The following is a 16,903-nucleotide window of genomic DNA, read 5'->3' as shown; positions in this document are numbered from 1 at the left end:
AGACTAACTCGGCGTTTCCGCTTGGCTACGGTGCTGAAGGAGTTAGTTACTTTACCCCAAGCCGAAGCTCCAGACTCCATTCATGCGATGATCCGGGCGCGACCGACGGCGCGCTCCCGTTCTCCGCCGCCCGTTCCAGCGAATCGTAATAGCCGATCGAAGGCTCCAAAGCGATCGCATTGCGGTCGTTGCCCATTCCTTCGTCGATCCAGACCCCGAAGTAGGGGACCTCCCGAGGATCTACCTGCAGGCGAAGCCAGTTCCCGCTTATGGGAGCGGACAGTCCGCACCAGCCCTCTTCCCACCGGCCAGGGGCGTAATACTTGCGTCCGTCGCCATTCTGCCGCTCGCCTACGAGCGTCAGCTCATCCCATCGATAACGCTCGCCGGTTACATGATGAAGTCCTCCGAACACGCACACCGCTTCCGCTTCCCGCTCGGATGGAGGCAGCTCGATCCGGGTCGGCTCCGTTACGGCGAACTGCGGGTGAGGAACCCATAGGTAGGGGAAAGGCCGGTCGCCAAGATTGGCGACGCGATAATTCATTCGCAGCGTATCCGCGGATGAGAAGCGCAGGTTTCGGGAGAATAAATAAGGCAGGGCGACGCCCTGAACGGAGCAGGTCACCGACTCTTCATTCGCTTCCGCCGTCCAAGGCAGCGCCCATAACTCCCCATGATCGGGAAGGAAGATATTGTCCGCGCCGACCGTGCAAGGATCAATCGTAGGAAAACATTCGTCCCAGCCGCTCATGTCCGCCTGCCCGAAAGACGATCCGTAAGCCGGCTGCCTAAGCGCGCGGCTTCCTGCATCGACAAGCCATTCCTTGCCTGTCGCCTTGTAACGCAGGGAAACAAGCTTCGCTCCAAGGCCGGGAATAAGCTCGACCCGCATGAGCTCCGTTTCCAGCACGATGGAGGGCCAGCCCCTGTATTCGCTCGCGGTCACTTTAGTCCGAACAAATGATTCGCTCATCCGCACGCCCTCTTTTCCTACTCGGTCAACCGATTCTTCACAAGGAAGCTAAGCTCGTCGTTCATCGCTTCCGGACTGCGTTCGAAGCCTTCCTCATACCACTGGATAAGCAAGCCCATGATCGCGTTCGCCTGATAGGAAGTGAGCATGGCATGGTCCCGCAAGAGATCGGAGTACTCCTCCGTGTTGTCGAGCATTAACCTCTTTATTTTCTCAAACAGCGAATAGTAGTAGGACAACGGGGACTTCTTGTCGAACACGATCTCGTAGAACGGCTGGTACTTCTTCACATGGTGGAAAATGCGGATCGTCGACGGGTCCAACTGAAGAGGAAGGTTGCGCAAACCGTGCCGATAGGGCTCCATGTACGACTCTTCCAGGTCCTGGAGCAGCGAGCTCAGATGCTCGTCGAACAGCCCCGCGACATCCTTGTAATGCAAGTAGAACGTTCCTCTCGTGACGGAGGCTTGGCTGCATAGGGCCGACACGGAGATCGACTCGAGAGACTGCTTCTTCAACAAGGCCAGCAGCGCCGTATGCAGGGCTTTCTTTGTTTTGATGACTCGCAGATCATTCTCGTTCAACTGTTTCTCTCCTCAATCCAACTTAATGAACGTTTTCCCGCCAAACTGTCCGATAAATGAAATTGAAGAGTATTATATAACGCAATCTGGAAAATGTATACCTATGAATAGCAAGAGGCAACAAGCAGCGCGGCCGCCTGTTGCCTCTTGGTGGTGTCGAGTTTGCCTATGATTCGTTCGCGGCTTAGAACGCTGCCGTCCAGCCCGCGTCCGCCGTCACGATGGCGCCGTTCACGAAGCTCGACTCGTCGGAGCCCAGGAACAGAGCCACTTGCGCGATCTCTTCCGGTGTGCCGACGCGCGGCATGACGCCCGATGCAAGCATCGTGCGGGAAGCGCCGAATTGGTCGAATTTGGCCATTGCTTCTTGCGACACAATGTTGGTCGCCACGCCGCCCGGAGCGATCGCGTTGCAGCGGATGCCCTTCTGAGCGTACATGAACGCGGTGTTCTTCGTCAGGCCGACGACGGCATGCTTGGAAGCGACATAAGCCGCGCCGGCGTGAGCGCCGCTGAAGCCGCCGGTAGAAGCGGTGTTGACGATGGTCCCCTTGCCCTTCTCGAGGAAGATCGGAATAGCCTTGCGGATCGCGCGCATAACGCCCTTCGTATTGACGTCGAAGATCAAGTCCCAACGAGCGTCGTCGACGTCGCCTACAGGCGCCATGTTGTCCATGATGCCCGCGTTGTTAACGAGAATATCGAGGGTTCCGAACTCGCTCACAGCCGTGTCGATCATTGCGTTGACGTCGTCCAGGTTGCCGACGTTCGTCTTGATCGCGACAGCCGTGCCGCCGTTTGCCTTGATGCCTTCAACGACGGCTTGCACGCCTTCCAGGTTCAAGTCGGATGCCACGACCTTCGCGCCTTCCTTCGCATACAGCTCCGCGATTGCCTTGCCCATGCCCGAAGCCGCTCCGGTTACGATCGCTACTTTGCCTTCCAAACGCATCGAGTATCCCTCCAAAATCATTAATTTATTAGACAATTGTACGATTAAATTATAGGATTTGGACGTCGGCTTGTCAAATGGAATCGCTTTCTCGAATGGTTCCAGGTCAGATCCGTATCGCAAGCCGCTGGCTGTCGATCTCTATTTGCAACCTCAACCAGCATGCCCCCGCTCGGGCTCCGTTAGTCGATTTTATCGACTATCTCGGCTCTAGGAACCCCCGGTCGGGCTCCGTTAGTCGATTTTATCGACTATCTCAGCTTCACAAACCCCCGGCCGAGCTCCGTTAGTCGATTTTTTCGACTATCTCAGCTTCAGGAACCCCAGTTCGGGCTCCGTTAGTCGATTTTTTCGACTATCTCTCATCCTCAGCCTATTTAGCGTTCCTTATTCTCTAGTTCAATAACGGCACCCGATCATTCTCCTTCGAGGCAGAGTTATTGAACTTTGTTCAATAACGGCACCCAATCATTCTCCTCCGAGGTTGAGTTATTGAACTTTGTTCAATAACGGCACCCGATCATTCTCCTCCGAGGCAGAGTTATTGAACTTTGTTCAATAACGGCACCCAATCATTCTCCTCCGAGGTTGAGTTATTGAACTTTGTTCAATAACGGCACCCGATCATTCTTCTCCGAGACCGAGTTATTGAACTTTGTTCAATAATGGCACCCAATCTCCTCCGAGGAGATGGCCAAATGCACAATGCCTGTCTGCCCGAGAATCCATCAGTTTTCCGTGCGCCGATTCGTTTCCTTTATTTCCCGCAGGCTTTGGTTGATCTCGTCCAAGGACTTCTGAAGGCCGTCCATTCTCTTAAGGGAAGAGTACTGGTTGCCGATCAGGCCGGCATATCCGATAATGATGACAATTACGATAAATAGCATTTCGCTGTCTTTTTCCAATATCTCTAATTGTACCAAAAAAGAAAGAACGGCTGAGCCAATCAGCCGTTCTTCCATTTATACGAGGACCTTATTTCGCTTCCGAGAAGTAGAACGCCAGGCTGCCGAAGTCGCCTTCGATCTTCGGAACCGGCAAGCCCACGTACATCAGCTCATCGCCGCCGTAGACGCGTCCCGTTCCCTTCAGCTCGTAGTTTTTCTCAGGGTCCAAGCCCTTAAGGCGCAGGCGCGCAAGCGGCTCGTTCGGCACCGCCAAGGTACGGACGAAGATCGCATACGCTTCGGAACGATCCTCGGAGACGAACTGCCAAGCCGTCTCGTTGCCCTCGAACGGGCTGAGCAGGCGATAGAAGTCGCCTTGCTGAACGAGGCCGCGAAGCTCCTTGTACTCTTGCACCTGGCGAGCGACTTCCGCCTTCTCTTCGGCGCTCATCTTGGACAGATCGAGCTCGTAGCCGAAGTTGCCCGACATCGCGACATGCCCGCGGGTCGTCAGCGAAGTGACGCGATGAACCTGGTGGTTCGGCACTTCCGATACGTGGCTGCCCATCGAGCTGATCGGATACACGAGACTCGTGCCGTATTGGATCTTCAGGCGCTCGATCGCATCCGTGTCGTCGCTCGTCCATGTCTGCGGCATGTAGTGGAGCATGCCCGCGTCGAAGCGGCCGCCGCCGCCGGAGCAGCTCTCGAACAGGATGTTCGGGAATCGGGAGGTGATCTTCTCCATCACCTCATACAGGCCGAGCATGTAGCGGTGAGCCGTCTCGCGTTGGCGCTCCGGAGGAAGCTGCGCCGAGCCGATCTCCGTCATGTTGCGGTTCATGTCCCACTTCACGTACGTCAGAGGCGCGCTGGAGAAAATATCCGTCAAACGCTCGACGATATAATCGCGCACGTCCTGGCGCGAGAAATCGAGGATAAGCTGCGTCCGCGCGAGAGTCCGGCGATGGTCCGGCACGTGCAGGCACCAATCCGGATGGGCGCGGTACAGGTCGCTGTCCGGGGAGATCATCTCCGGCTCGACCCAGAGGCCGAACGACAAGCCTTCCGCGTTCACGCGGGCCGCCAAGCCGTCGAGTCCTTCCGGCAGCTTGTCCGTGTTGACGAACCAGTCGCCGAGCGAGCGCTTGTCGTCGTTGCGCTTGCCGAACCAGCCGTCGTCGAGCACGAACAGCTCCAGGCCCAGCTCCTTCGCCGCGCGGACGATCTTCATGAGCTTCTCCGAATCGAAGTCGAAGTAAGTCGCTTCCCAGTTATTGATGAGGATCGGACGTTCCTTATCGCGGAACGTTCCGCGGCAGAGGCGCGTGCGATAGAGCTTGTGGAAGGTGCGCGACATGGCGCCTAAGCCCTCGCCGGAGAACACGAGGATCGCTTCCGGCGATTGGAACGATTCCCCGCCGCCGAGCTGCCACTCGAAATCGAACGGATTGAGTCCGATCGACAGGCGGGTCGAGCTGAATTGATCCACTTCCGCTTGAGCCAGGAAGTTCCCGCTGTACACGAGGTTCATCGCGTACACCTCGCCGCTGTCTTCGGTCGTGCTTGGCGTTACGAGCGCATAGAACGGGTTGTGCATATGGCTGCTGGAACCGCGTCGGCTCTCGATCGCCTGCACGCCGGGCATCAGGGCGCGGCGCGCCACATGACGCTCGCGCGCCCAGGTTCCCCACAGGTGAACGGCCTCGTAATTGGCATGCGGCAGGTCCACGCTTGCGCTAAGCAGGCGCTGAACGCGCACCGTAGCCTCTCCGAAGTTCTCGATGCGGACGTTCCGCGCGATAGCGTCGCTGTCCCGGAATACGGTATAGCCGGCGATTAAGCGCAGCTTGGCCGCCTCATCCTCCAGAACGACCTCCAGCGTCTCCGCCTCCTGCTCCGACTCGGCATAAACCGAAGGAAGCCCTTCGAGTGCGGGCTTGCCCGCAACGATGCGATGGCTGACGACCTTGAACTCGGTAACCGACGTTCCGTTCGCGAGACGAACCTGATAGGCCGGGGAACGGAAGTCGCTCGTGCCGTAGCCCGGGTACTCCTGTGGCAGCGTATCGAGAGAGAACGTCTCGTCCTCCGGGAACGGGTTCGGGTTGAAGGAAGGACGGTACGACTTCGGCATCATGTCGGGAATCGCCGTCCCTCGGATTTTCCGTCCCCAGTACAGGTGAGCCAGGTAGCCGTCTTTGACGACTTGCATCACATAGCTGACATTGCGGGACTGAAGGTGGTACGTTCGCGTGCTCTGATCATATTGAATGGACACTGTATGCACCTCTTGCCGAATTTTTTCAACGCAACTTAAAAAATCCCGCTTCCGCGAGGGAAGCAGGATGAATCCCTAACTCTGCTCAGGCAGCCATTCCTGGGACCAGGCTGCAATCTCCGTGAAGATGCTCTCCAACGCTCTCCCCTTATCGGTAAGCGAATATTCGATCCGAACCGGAGTTTCCGGGTAGACGTCGCGTCGGACGATGCCCTCCTGCTCCAGATCCTTCAGCCGTTCCGACAGAAGCCGTCCGCTGATGTTCGGAAGCGACGTCTCTATCGTGCAGAATCGCTGCGGTCCCGGCAGAAGTTGAAAGATGATCAGCCCAGCCCAGCGTTTGCTGAGGATTTGCATCGCTTTCTCAAACCTCGGGCAGATAGTCGGAATTTGCACTTGTTCCAATGCAGTCACCTCACCATACATGCATTGTAGCACAGCACGAAGTCTTTATACAGGATAATGGAGGTTATTGACCGCTCGTAGAGCTTGCCATCTGTAACTGCTAAAGGTCTCAACGATATTTTCTTTAATGACATAAATAACCATGCGGTATATAATTTTTCCATGCTTATAGCGAGAACGCATTCAAGGAGGAAAAGATAGATGAAGTTTAAATCCGTGCTTTGGGTTGTGCTTGCTTTCGGACTGTTTTGGGCTGCCATCCCCCTAACCGCCGGAGCGGCAACGGCTTCGTACACGCTGACCGTCGACGATAAGAAGCTGAATTCCCCGCTGGCCCCGCAGTTCAAGAACGGAGCTACCTTCGTTCCCATGCGCGCGATCTTCGAAGCGCTCGGCGCCAAGGTGTCCTATGACAGCCAAACAAAACGCGTGTCCGGGCAGAGAGGCAACCGTTCCGTCGCATTGACCGTCGGCTCTACGAAGGCTTACCTTGACAAGTCCGCCATTACTCTACAGCAAGCTCCGATGACGGTGGGCAGCAACGTCTATGTGCCCCTGCGATTCGTGAGCGAAGCGCTTGGCGCCGAAGTAGAAGTCGACGCTTCCGCCAAGACGATCAATATCCGCACGGCCGAGATGGAGCTGACCGTTACGGAGAAGCTCCCCGTCTCTATGACCATCCAACTGAAGCACGCGGGCAACGTCAAGCTGAAGTGGTGGTTCCAGGACGAGAGCCCTTACCAGCATTACCAAGGGTTCGTCGGCCCGGACGGGAAGTTGATCTTCAAGTCCTTCGACGAATTCATCACGACCGATAAAGAAGGGAAAGTTCTCTCGAGGGAGACATACGAAGACGCGGAAGAAACGTCATTCGACGTTAAGCTCGATTCGGCCACCGGAAAGTACAACATAGCAGCGGAACGGGACGGCAAAAGCTACAGCTGGAGCCAGATTCCCCTCTTCGATATGAGTTTCTCTTATCCCCTTCGTCTCTATGGAGGCGAAGCCGTGGACAGCTATCGCATCCTGAATGGCGTCATCGATAAGCAAGGGAACTTGATCACCCTAACGGAAAAAGGGGTATCCGCGTTCAACGCTAAGGGAGAGCAGCTGTGGAATTATCCGTTTGAGATGCCGAGCGACGATCCCCTCCTCTCGTTCATCTATTACCCGGAGGTACAAGTCGACTCGGCCAATCATGTATTCATTCAAACCTTCGGAAGCTACGCGGTACTGGATCCTCAAGGCAGAGTGATTCTGTCCGGCGAAGGATACTCCTCTCCCTCCATCATGTCCGATGACACCTTGCTCATGGAAGGAAGCTCCTACCGCCTCGTGGACGACAAGCTTAAACTTCTCGCCTCCCCTTATTACAACGACGGAAGCGCAGGAACCTATGCAAGCTCCGACAAGGAGAATTCGGTCGCAAGACTCGATCCGACGACCGGCCAGACGTTATGGACCTATAAGCAAGCGGCGGAGGAGAAGCAGCGCGGATACAGCCTTTCAGCTTACACGCTCGTTGTCGACGGCCAAGGCAACTCCTTTATCTCCACCAACGGCGGTACCATTCATGCCCTGGATCCGGAAGGACAGATGCGATTTAAGCTGACCATCGACCATGACACGTCAACCCAGATTCTCCCGCTAACCCCGACGACCTTCGTTGCGGTCGCAGGCAACCTGGTCATGTGCTTCGAGATCGAGAATAAATAACTTGCCAAAAGAAGAACCATGCCGGTGATCCGCCGGGTATGGTTCTTCTTTATCTATTTTTGTTATAATTACCATATTAATGGAATGGGCAAGAGGAGGACCTCATGAAAAAGATGGCTCTGTCAGGCTGGCGTCCAGCACGAAACCGCATTTTCATTCTGATGATTGTTCTCATTGGGATCTCCGGTTGCCAGCAACCGAAGGAGTCCGGCTTGGAGGCGAAACAATTCTGGGCAGATACCAAAGAGGCAGCCGTTGCCTACTATAAGGAAGAAGAATCCGAGAAGGCCAACCTTCTCGAACTGGCCCTTCGCTCTGAGGAGTCGATTGTGCTCATTAAGCGGGAACCGGATACGTACGCTATCGGCGAATTTTCTCTCCGGAATCATCAGTATCGGTTCGAGCGGACGTCAGCCTGGGTAGTCATCGAGAACACGACGGGAGCGATGTGGGAATTCCAAACCAAAGCGGGCCATGCGTACGCCCTGAAAATCTCCAAAGCAAAAGAAGATCGATCTGCCGTCTATCGCGACGAGATGAAAGCGTATCTTACCGTGACGAGCGGGAAACGAACGTATCAAGAGACGAATGCGATCAATGAGATCGTCTCAACCAGCGTGCTAGCAAAAGCGATTATCGCTTAAGCTCCTTCCTTATTCAGCACGGCCTCGCCGTGTGTCTCCGCTTCTTGCTGCTTCTGCTTCGCGGCTTCCTTGGGGCTCGGCGGAAGCAGCCTCATCTTCATGATTCTCGCCGCCAGAAGAATGACGATGCAGCCGATGCTGACGAAGATGTCCGCGCTTTTCTCGTAGGTGATCATTTTCCGCGCGATGGCCAGGATCAGAATATCGATGACAAAATAAATATCCTTCTTAATGATGAGAATAGCCAGCTCGACTCCCACGGCCAGCAGCAGAATCTCCGACAGGATGATCTTGTAGTTGGCCAGCAGCTCGCCGGACTCCATATCCTCGAAGATCGTCCAGACGATCTCCTTCGACGTGACCAGGATCGTCAGCAGGACCAACGCCACGATCATAAACTCGAACGCGCGAAACACTTTGTACTTGTACCTGGTGTTTTTCATGAAGTCGATCCCCTCTGTCTTGTGCGATGAATAGTGAGATCTACGTTACGACAGTAGTCTGAAAATTACAACATCCAAAAGCGATTGTTCGAAAAGTGATTACATTTATGTCTAAATGATGTCGAATCGAGAACATATCAATCTCATTTCGAGATAAAAAAAGACCGCCCCGGTTCCTCGAGCCGATCGATCGGCGGAAGCCCGTCAGACAGTCTTGTTGAATTTTAATCCTTTACTTGTCGAACAAAGCCTTGAATCGCCCGTAGCCTTCTTCCTCCAGCTTGCTGACCGGAACGAAGCGGAGCGCCGCCGAATTGATGCAGTAGCGCAAGCCTTCGGGACCCGGACCGTCCGGGAATACATGCCCCAGGTGGGAATCCGCTTCCCGGCTGCGAACCTCGGTACGGACCATGAAGTGGCTGTAGTCTTCCTTCTCCTTGATGATGCCGGTCTGGATCGGCCTCGTGAAGCTTGGCCAGCCGCAGCCGGAATCATACTTGTCGAGGGAGCTGAACAGCGGCTCGCCGGAGACGATGTCCACGTAGATGCCTTCCTCGTGATGGTCCCAGAACTCGTTGCGGAACGGCTGCTCCGTCGCGCTGTTCTGAGTGACCTCGTATTGAAGGGGGGTCAATCTCTCCTTCAGCTTGGCTTTGTCCTTCTCCGTATTCCAATGGCTGGAGATGAACGCATCCCGGCCCGAGCCCTTGCGGTACATCTTGTAGCGCAGCGGATTTTTCTTATGGTAATCCTGGTGGTAGTCCTCCGCCGGATAGAACTTGGTCGCCGCCGTAATCTCCGTTGCGATCGGGCGGTCGAAACGGCCGCTTGCTTCCAGCTCCCGCTTCGACTGCTCGGCCTTCGCGCGCTGTTCCTCGGTCGTGTAGAAGATGCCGGTGCGATAGGATTCCCCGCGATCGAAGAACTGTCCGCCCGCATCCGTCGGATCGATCTGCTGCCAGAAGATGCCCAGCAGCTTCTCGTACGGCATCAGCTCCGGATCGTACGTGATCCGTACCGCTTCCGCATGGCCGGTCGTCTCCGAGCACACCTGCTCATAGGTCGGATTCGGGACGTGGCCCCCCGTATAGCCGGATTCCACCTTTAGGATGCCGGGCATCTCCTCGAACGGAGTCACCATGCACCAGAAGCATCCACCCGCGAAAATCGCCTGTTCACTCATGTATAATCAACCTCCTCGGTCTTAACTACTTTGTTCCTATACACAGTTTAGCAGAGTTTGCTTCAATTATCATTCTTCTGGTCTTCGGTGCGGGACGTATTGTATGATCGAAAATAGAGATGGATGCCAATTCGGCGGATAAGGAGCAGAGAGATGAATTCTAACGGAGAGAAGTCCCCCTTTACACTGACCGTTCTCTACACGACCGACGTGCACGGCAACGTGCTGCCGCACCATTATGCCAACAACGAGCCGAGCCCGACCGGCTTCGCGCGGCTCGCTCCGCTGATTCGCGCACAACGAGCACGGCATGAACATACTCTTCTCCTCGACAATGGGGATCTGATTCAAGGCACTCCTTTTACCTACTACTATTCCCGGTTCGCCAACGAAGCTCCCCACCCGATGATCCAGATCCTGAACGAGCTCGGCTACGACGCCGCCGTCTTGGGCAATCACGAGTTCAATTACGGCATGGACCTTCTGAACAAGGCGGTCCGGGAGTCGAGCTTCCCTTGGATGGCGGCGAACATCGTGGATGAGAACACGGGAGAGCCTTACTTCGGCCGGCCTTACTTGGTCAAGGAATACCCGGGAGGCGTGCGGGTCGGCGTGCTTGGCTTGACCACCCACTACATCCCGAACTGGGAGCATCCGCGCAACGTGAAGGGTCTCGCCTTCAGGGACGCCTGCGAGACGGCCAAGCTCTGGGTCAAGCGTCTTCGCGAGGAGGAGCGCGTCGATCTGATGATCGTCTCCTACCACGGCGGGTTCGAGAGAAGCCTGGAGACGGGCGAGCTCACCGAGAACGAGACCGGAGAGAATCAAGGGTACCGGATCTGCATGGAGGTGCCGGGCATCGACCTTCTGCTGACGGGCCACCAGCATCGCGAGATCGACGGAGCGGACATTAACGGCGTAAGAGTCATCCAGGCCGGAGGCATGGGCATGGATCTCGGAATGGCTCAAGCGACCCTGGAGTGGGAAAATGGGGCCTGGAGAGTAGCAGCGAAGGATTCGAGAATGCTGCATCAAGGCGAGTTCGTTCCCGATCCGGCGATCGTGAAGATCGTCTCCGGGATCGAGGAAGGCACGCAGCGCTGGCTTGACCAGCCGATCGGCTTCGTCGAAGGCGACATGACGATTACCGACCCGATGATAGCTCGCCTTCGGGAGCACCCTTATATCGAGTTCCTGAACCGCGTCCAGATGGAAGCGGCGGAAGCGGACATCTCCTGCACCTCCCTGTTCGACAATTGGTCGCCGGGCTTCGGCAGCCGGATCACGATGCGGGAGATCGTCGCCAACTACATTTACCCGAACACGCTCAAGGTGCTCCGGGTATCCGGGCAGGACATCAAGGACGCGCTCGAGCGCGCCGCGACGTACTTTGAATATGCGGATGGAGTCGCCCAGGTCAGCGCCGCGTTCTCCAACCCGAAGCCCCAGCATTACAACTACGACATGTGGGAGGGCATCGAGTACGAGCTCGACATCGCCCGGCCTCGCGGCGACCGGGTCGTGAAGCTGGAGAAGAACGGGAAGCCGATCGACCCGGCCGGCGAGTACGACGTGGCGATGAACAATTACCGGGCCGTCGGCGGCGGAGAATACCCGATGTTCAAGGACAAGCCGGTCGTTCGCGACATCACGGTGGACGTCTCGGAGCTGCTGGCCAATCACATCATGGAGAAGGGCACGATCCAAGCTTCCGTGAATCGCAACTGGAAGATCACAGCGAACGGAGTCGAGATCGTCACGGAATAGAATAGCCGCTTCCTCTGGTCAATTCCCATGTTCCTGCATATCTTCCCATCCGGCTGACACAATAGATTCATCCGGCTAAGAAGGAGGCGACCGAACTTGGCGAAACAGCAGGGACACGCGAACAAGAACACGAAGACGCGCACCTCGGACAAGAAGAGCAACGGCTCCGGCAACAATCACTGAATAGACCCCGACCGCGCTAAGAAGGCTTTCCCCGAACACGCTGCAAGCTGCAGCTGATCTTGGGAAAGCCTTTCTCTGATTTACATGCATTTTAATCTACGCATCCGTGGGGGGGGGGGGGAGATCAAGGTGAAGCTCGATAAGTATCCAGAATTAAATCCACGTATTCTTGTGGGATGCGACCTGACCCAGCCGGTCAAATTTATGGCGAAAGGCACGATCCAAGCGAGCGTGAACGACAACTGGAAGGTTACCGCGAACGGGGTCGAAGCGGTGAAAGGATAATTAGATGCCGCCGGCTTAAGCCATCTCCTTGCGAGGCGAGCTTGAAGAGGCTTTGAAGAGTTGAGCTATCAGACGGTTAGCCGGCATCGTTCTGGTTCTTCTCACTCGTTGCGCTATTGCCGCTCCCCACATTATCGCAGCTAGCAGCGGCCGTCCGTACCGAGCTTGAGCCCTGAGGCTGCCGAGGTTCTCGTGACCAGTACAGGAGCGTTGCATTAAATCTCACATCGAAAAAATGCGCCGGGTTGTACTGGCCTTGACGAATCGGAACAGAGACGGATTGAAGCTCGCCCCCGGCAGCTTCGCTACCGCTCTCTCGGGCATGATGGTCCTGGTCGTGCTGATGGTATTGGTTCAGTTCTCGGCTACTTCAAGCAGAAGCAGGGCGGTGAGGGCCGAGCTTCATGTTCAATAAGAGAATCGAGTAGGCCCATGCGCATTTGCATGGGCCTCTCACAGATCCGGACGTGCGGGTCGACGCATCCGGCTCTTCCGTGTTTATCCCCGTTGGGGATGAAGTTCATTGTAAATCTCAAGCAGACGATTCAGACCGATTTCTCGAAAGTATTCATTGGGCATGGCGTAATGCGCATAAGTGGAGTGGGAACTCCTCCATGCGGTCATTCGTATTCCGGGCAGTTCTTTGTTGTCCCAGCCGCGTTTTCTCATCTCTCGGTGAAGCTTCCTTACCTTCTTCCAGCTTCTGAGTTGTACAGCTCGCAGCCTTCTCTGTATCCAGCTATCCCATTCTTTAAATCGCTTCTTCACATCCCCAGTTCCATAGTACCTTCCCCATCCTCGCAGATAGGGGTTTAGCACCTTCTTCACCAGTCGCTCCACGTTTACCGTTTGGTTCCTTCTCGTGATTTCTTTGACCCGTTCTTTGAATTTCGTTTCCGCTTTCTTCGAAGGGGTCATTCGTTTTCCCCGCTTGAACTCATGTCCCAGAAAAACAAATGACTCCCTCTTGCTGTTCACGATTTTCGTCTTCTCCGGGTGTACCGTAAGGCCCATTTCTTTCTCCAGTAACCGTACGACGGATTTGAGTACCCGCTCGGCTCCCTTCTGGCTTCGGCAGCAGATGACAAAGTCATCTGCATACCTCGTCAGTCGGTGGTCTCGTTCCGTCATGGCTTTGTCCAGTGGATGGAGGTAGATGTTGGCGAGCAACGGACTGATGACTCCGCCTTGCGGCGTCCCTTGCTCGCTTAGGTGATAGCTGCCTCCCTCCATAACGCCTGCTTTCAAGAAGCTTTCCAGCAGCCGTAGCACGCTTCCGTCCACAACTGTCTCCCGTACCTTCTCGATAAGCTTCTCATGCGGGATGGTGTCGAAATACGTTTTCAAATCGGCGTCAATGACATAGCGGTAACCGTCATTCAAATCCTGCCTGATCTTCGTTAGCGCCATATGCGCGCTTCTTCCCGGACGAAAGCCAAAGCTGCAGTCCTCAAACTGTTCCTCAAAGATAGGCTCTAGGATTCGCCTCGCCGCCGCCTGCACCACTCGGTCTCCTACGGTAGGAATGCCCAGTGGTCTTTGCGTCCCGTCTGCTTTCGGGATATAGACGCGCCTTACCGGCTTCGCCCGGTATGTCTTGCTTTTTAGCGTCTGTTGAAGCACTTCTAGATGGTGTTCCAACTCCGTTTCGAATGCCTTGATGGTCACTCGATCGATCCCTGCCGCCCCACGGTTGCGCTTGACCTCTCGGAAGGCTTCCTCCAGGTTTGGCCTCGCCCAGATCTTGTCGATTAGGCTGTACCATTTTCGTCTTGCTTCAGGCTTTACTCCTTCACGTGAGCGATTGTCTTGCTTGTGTTCCCCCATGCCTGTTCTCCTCGTATAATCGTATTTGTAAGATCATTTTGTTCTTTTTCCAGTCGATCCGGACGGCTGAAAAGAAGCAAAGTGAATTTCCAGATGGTTCAGGGGTTAAGGGCGTAGCCGAACCCGTACCACAGCCCGAAGGGCGAGGAACGGAAGTCGGGGCACGTTTTTTCAAGCTTCTATACGCCACCGCATTCCCATCAAGGACCGGACCTTGGTTGGAGTCACCTTCCTTCTGGATAAGCGCTCCGGCTCCCTCATTCTGCTTGGCCCGCTTTACCTGCGCCACCCGTTTCACCTCGAATGAGGGAGCCGGACTCTACCTCGATTAGCTGTAGGCTTTTGTCGTCTGCATTTCTTTGTCATGCGCTCTTTGACAACTCCATACCTTAGTCACCGGACGGGCCTTGTCCCCGTCGCTCTCGGTTCACTATGGACTTCTCAGACCTGCTTGTGGAACAATGGGATCAACTAGCACCTCTCAGGTGATTTCTTATCCTCCTTGCGGGCCGTAAGGCACTGCTGTGAAAGCCTGCTACCCGTGATCCACCATTCATGTTCTAACCGCTGGATGCGCCGCTGCTTTCGTCCGGAGCGTAGCACCCATTATTGTCGGACGTTTGCGGATGAGTGCTAATGACGAGGCTGAAGTCGGTGGTTTCCACGGGCACCCAGGTCTGAGTTTTGCTAGATTCTCTTTACAACGGGAGGTGATTCTATGTCACCAATGCTGATTGGAATAGACGTAAGCTTAAAGTCTCACCATGTACAATTCATGGATGGGACCGGTACTTCGCTCGCTTCCTTCGCCGTGCCTAATGATCAAACGGGGGCTGACACCCTCATTCAAAAGATGTTGGATACGGCCACGAAGGAGCAATTGCAGGAGCTTCGCATCGGGATGGAGGCCACCTCTAATCTCGGCTGGCATCTGGCTCACTACCTGAAGGCTGAATTGCAAGGCTATGAGCCTCGCGTTCAGTCTCAGATTTACGTCTTAAATGCAAGGAAAGTGGCTCGTTTCAAGAAGGGGTATGAAGCCCTTCCCAAGAATGACCGCGTGGACGCCTGGGTGATTGCAGACCATCTGCGATTTGGACGACTGCCCCATGAGATGAAAGACATCATCCAATATGAAGCCTTGCAGCGCCTCACCCGTACACGTTTTTTCCTGATGAACAACATCAAACGAGACCAGACCTTTTTTCTGAATCAGGTCTTTTTGAAGTTCAGCGGCATGCGGCAGGACAACCCGTTCTCCGATACGTTCGGCAACACATCGCTCGCGGTCATTCAAGAGCTGGAGCCGGAGCAGATCATGAACATGTCGATCGAGGAACTCATCTCCTTCTTGCAGGATAAGGGCAAAAACCGCTTTGAAAAACCCGAGGAGATCGCCGCTTATCTCAAGAAGATTGCTCGCTCCTCCTACCGGCTTGACAAGGCCATGGCCGACCCGGTCAACATCTCGATGGCGACGACACTCAGCGTCATCCAACACCTCGAATCCGAGGTCAAGAAGCTGGATAAGGAGATCGCCAAGATCATGAAAGGCATCCCCCAGACGCTCGTATCCGTTAAGGGGATCGGCCCTGTCTTCGCCGCCGGCATTCTCGCTGAAATTGGCGGAATTGACCGTTTTCATGATCACAACGATTTAGCCAAGTACGCCGGTCTAGTCTGGAGCCAGCACCAATCCGGCGAATTCGAAGCCGACGAAACGTCGCGTATGCGAACCGGAAACAAGTATCTGCGTTATTACTTGGTTCAAGCGGCGGATTCCGTTCGTAAACATGATGCCGAGTATGCGGCCTTCTATCAGAAAAAGTACGACGAAGTTCCGAAGCACAAGCATAAACGCGCACTCGTCCTTTCTGCACGAAAATTGGTACGGTTGGTTTTCATGCTACTGAAGACCAACACCCTGTACACACCACCTGAGAGGAGGAATCCGTAAGCCTACCGGATTCTACCTTTTTTTACAGTTCGCCCACGCTTAGACGTCGTCTGAAAATTCCGGCAATACGGTGGGTCTAGCTTGGTGTTCTCATTTTTCTGCTCAGATGGCGCTTTACGCTACCTTTTTTCCAATTCCGCTCATTTACTCACTTGACATTGCACCGCTGGGCTTCCCTTCCAGCTTAGCGGCTTGTAGCCATTTTTTTTTAGGCAATCTCCGCTCCCCTGTCGGTACTCGCCCCAGACGGCTTCTCCTTATGTCCATTCCCCGGATCTACGCACATCCTAGCTCCCCGGCTCCTGTCTGGCACATGGCTTCCCTCAATCTCTCCTCTTTCACGGTTTCGGGCTTCGCACAAGTCTCCGCCTTTTGGGTCGGTGCTTACATTGACGACTTGGCGTCAATTCACTTGCCTTTGCGGCCTTTCTGGCAAGCTTGTTCACTACTATCCCTACGTCTGACTTCTTACCATCCATACTTCCTGTCTTAGCTCTCACAGCTTTGCACATTGGTTACCGCCTTGCGGCGGAGACGATAAGATCTCCTTGGGTCACGCCAGCCGACTTTCCCCCGAATCCAGTCCTCTTCACTTCCGGAGCCTCTTGGTGGTATTGGACTGCCCTTCTCTTGCAGGGTTATCCGCCTCCGTCAGCCAACATGGTTGATGCCGCCTGTTCCGGGTTTTGCCTTCGCCTCCTCCGCACCTCTCCTCTTGGACTAGGCACTAGGCGTCTGCTATGTACTTCCGCCACCTCGCGGTATACTCGGGACTTTCACCCGTTAGTCGATTGCGCTGCCAAGCGCACAAGA

General features: G+C 55.1%; 15 protein-coding genes. 6 read left to right on the top strand and 9 right to left on the bottom strand.

From position 1 onward, the window contains the following. Window positions 1-46 precede the first annotated feature (46 nt). The 6 genes from ELR57_RS19730 to ELR57_RS19705 form a co-directional block, all read right to left on the bottom strand. Window positions 47-976 (bottom strand): aldose epimerase family protein, encoded by a 930-nt coding sequence (locus ELR57_RS19730; RefSeq protein WP_126960797.1) that lies wholly within the window; start codon window positions 974-976, stop codon window positions 47-49. 17 nt (window positions 977-993) lie between these two features. Further along, complete coding sequence (locus ELR57_RS19725) at window positions 994-1,560, bottom strand: TetR/AcrR family transcriptional regulator (RefSeq protein ID WP_126960796.1); 567 nt, start codon at window positions 1,558-1,560, stop codon at window positions 994-996. A 184-nt stretch (window positions 1,561-1,744) separates the two neighbouring features. Continuing rightward, the gene (locus ELR57_RS19720) at window positions 1,745-2,512 is read right to left on the bottom strand and encodes an SDR family oxidoreductase (protein ID WP_126960795.1); all 768 of its coding nucleotides are present in this window, start codon (window positions 2,510-2,512) and stop codon (window positions 1,745-1,747) included. A 728-nt stretch (window positions 2,513-3,240) separates the two neighbouring features. Beyond that, entirely contained in the window at window positions 3,241-3,474 is a 234-nt protein-coding gene (locus tag ELR57_RS19715; protein WP_126960794.1) for a hypothetical protein, read from the bottom strand. Between the two features lie 13 nt (window positions 3,475-3,487). Continuing rightward, the gene (locus ELR57_RS19710; RefSeq protein ID WP_126960793.1) at window positions 3,488-5,680 is read right to left on the bottom strand and encodes an alpha-galactosidase; all 2,193 of its coding nucleotides are present in this window, start codon (window positions 5,678-5,680) and stop codon (window positions 3,488-3,490) included. Window positions 5,681-5,755: 75 nt separating this feature from the next. Next, entirely contained in the window at window positions 5,756-6,037 is a 282-nt protein-coding gene (locus ELR57_RS19705; protein WP_238162620.1) for a winged helix-turn-helix transcriptional regulator, read from the bottom strand. A gap of 249 nt (window positions 6,038-6,286) precedes the next feature. Between ELR57_RS19705 and ELR57_RS19700 the strand changes: the two genes are divergently transcribed. Further along, window positions 6,287-7,801, top strand: coding sequence for a copper amine oxidase N-terminal domain-containing protein (locus ELR57_RS19700; protein WP_126960791.1), 1,515 nt, complete (start codon window positions 6,287-6,289; stop codon window positions 7,799-7,801). A gap of 104 nt (window positions 7,802-7,905) precedes the next feature. Continuing rightward, window positions 7,906-8,445 (top strand): hypothetical protein, encoded by a 540-nt coding sequence (locus ELR57_RS19695; protein ID WP_126960790.1) that lies wholly within the window; start codon window positions 7,906-7,908, stop codon window positions 8,443-8,445. On the opposite strand, the gene ELR57_RS19690 is transcribed toward ELR57_RS19695, so the two are convergent. Beyond that, the gene (locus ELR57_RS19690; RefSeq protein WP_126960789.1) at window positions 8,442-8,888 is read right to left on the bottom strand and encodes a hypothetical protein; all 447 of its coding nucleotides are present in this window, start codon (window positions 8,886-8,888) and stop codon (window positions 8,442-8,444) included. The two genes, ELR57_RS19695 and ELR57_RS19690, sit on opposite strands and share 4 nt — an antisense overlap. Window positions 8,889-9,120: 232 nt before the next feature. After that, window positions 9,121-10,071 (bottom strand): peptide-methionine (S)-S-oxide reductase MsrA, encoded by a 951-nt coding sequence (gene msrA / locus ELR57_RS19685; RefSeq protein WP_126960788.1) that lies wholly within the window; start codon window positions 10,069-10,071, stop codon window positions 9,121-9,123. 153 nt (window positions 10,072-10,224) lie between these two features. On the opposite strand from msrA, the gene ELR57_RS19680 reads away from it, so the two are divergent. The 3 genes from ELR57_RS19680 to ELR57_RS27905 all read left to right on the top strand — a co-directional run bounded on the left by ELR57_RS19680 (window position 10,225) and on the right by ELR57_RS27905 (window position 12,721). Next, complete coding sequence (locus tag ELR57_RS19680) at window positions 10,225-11,838, top strand: bifunctional metallophosphatase/5'-nucleotidase (RefSeq protein ID WP_126960787.1); 1,614 nt, start codon at window positions 10,225-10,227, stop codon at window positions 11,836-11,838. A gap of 312 nt (window positions 11,839-12,150) precedes the next feature. Then, window positions 12,151-12,306, top strand: a complete 156-nt coding sequence (locus ELR57_RS27910) for a hypothetical protein (protein WP_158630086.1) — start codon at window positions 12,151-12,153, stop codon at window positions 12,304-12,306. A gap of 256 nt (window positions 12,307-12,562) precedes the next feature. Beyond that, window positions 12,563-12,721, top strand: coding sequence for a hypothetical protein (locus ELR57_RS27905; protein ID WP_158630085.1), 159 nt, complete (start codon window positions 12,563-12,565; stop codon window positions 12,719-12,721). A gap of 83 nt (window positions 12,722-12,804) precedes the next feature. On the opposite strand, the gene ltrA is transcribed toward ELR57_RS27905, so the two are convergent. Continuing rightward, entirely contained in the window at window positions 12,805-14,133 is a 1,329-nt protein-coding gene (gene ltrA / locus ELR57_RS19675) for a group II intron reverse transcriptase/maturase (protein WP_126960786.1), read from the bottom strand. A 718-nt stretch (window positions 14,134-14,851) separates the two neighbouring features. On the opposite strand from ltrA, the gene ELR57_RS19670 reads away from it, so the two are divergent. Then, window positions 14,852-16,090: an IS110 family RNA-guided transposase gene (locus tag ELR57_RS19670; RefSeq protein ID WP_126960785.1), complete on the top strand. Its 1,239-nt coding sequence runs from the start codon at window positions 14,852-14,854 to the stop codon at window positions 16,088-16,090. Window positions 16,091-16,903: the final 813 nt, after the last annotated feature.

Source organism: Cohnella sp. AR92, from assembly GCF_003990975.1.
Classification (GTDB): domain Bacteria; phylum Bacillota; class Bacilli; order Paenibacillales; family Paenibacillaceae; genus Cohnella.
This window is presented reverse-complemented; position numbering and strand designations above follow the sequence as displayed.

Bases quoted from the DNA above. Each gene is read 5' to 3' on its own strand.
- ELR57_RS19730 (WP_126960797.1), bottom strand. From the start codon at position 976: ATGAGCGAATCATTTGTTCGGACTAAAGTGACCGCGAGCGAATACAGG.
- ELR57_RS19720 (WP_126960795.1), bottom strand. From the start codon at position 2,512: ATGCGTTTGGAAGGCAAAGTAGCGATCGTAACCGGAGCGGCTTCGGGC.
- ELR57_RS19715 (WP_126960794.1), bottom strand. From the start codon at position 3,474: ATGGAAGAACGGCTGATTGGCTCAGCCGTTCTTTCTTTTTTGGTACAA.
- ELR57_RS19705 (WP_238162620.1), bottom strand. From the start codon at position 6,037: ATGCAAATCCTCAGCAAACGCTGGGCTGGGCTGATCATCTTTCAACTT.
- ELR57_RS19700 (WP_126960791.1), top strand. From the start codon at position 6,287: ATGAAGTTTAAATCCGTGCTTTGGGTTGTGCTTGCTTTCGGACTGTTT.
- ELR57_RS19695 (WP_126960790.1), top strand. From the start codon at position 7,906: ATGAAAAAGATGGCTCTGTCAGGCTGGCGTCCAGCACGAAACCGCATT.
- ELR57_RS19690 (WP_126960789.1), bottom strand. From the start codon at position 8,888: ATGAAAAACACCAGGTACAAGTACAAAGTGTTTCGCGCGTTCGAGTTT.
- msrA (WP_126960788.1), bottom strand. From the start codon at position 10,071: ATGAGTGAACAGGCGATTTTCGCGGGTGGATGCTTCTGGTGCATGGTG.
- ELR57_RS19680 (WP_126960787.1), top strand. From the start codon at position 10,225: ATGAATTCTAACGGAGAGAAGTCCCCCTTTACACTGACCGTTCTCTAC.
- ltrA (WP_126960786.1), bottom strand. From the start codon at position 14,133: ATGGGGGAACACAAGCAAGACAATCGCTCACGTGAAGGAGTAAAGCCT.
- ELR57_RS19670 (WP_126960785.1), top strand. From the start codon at position 14,852: ATGTCACCAATGCTGATTGGAATAGACGTAAGCTTAAAGTCTCACCAT.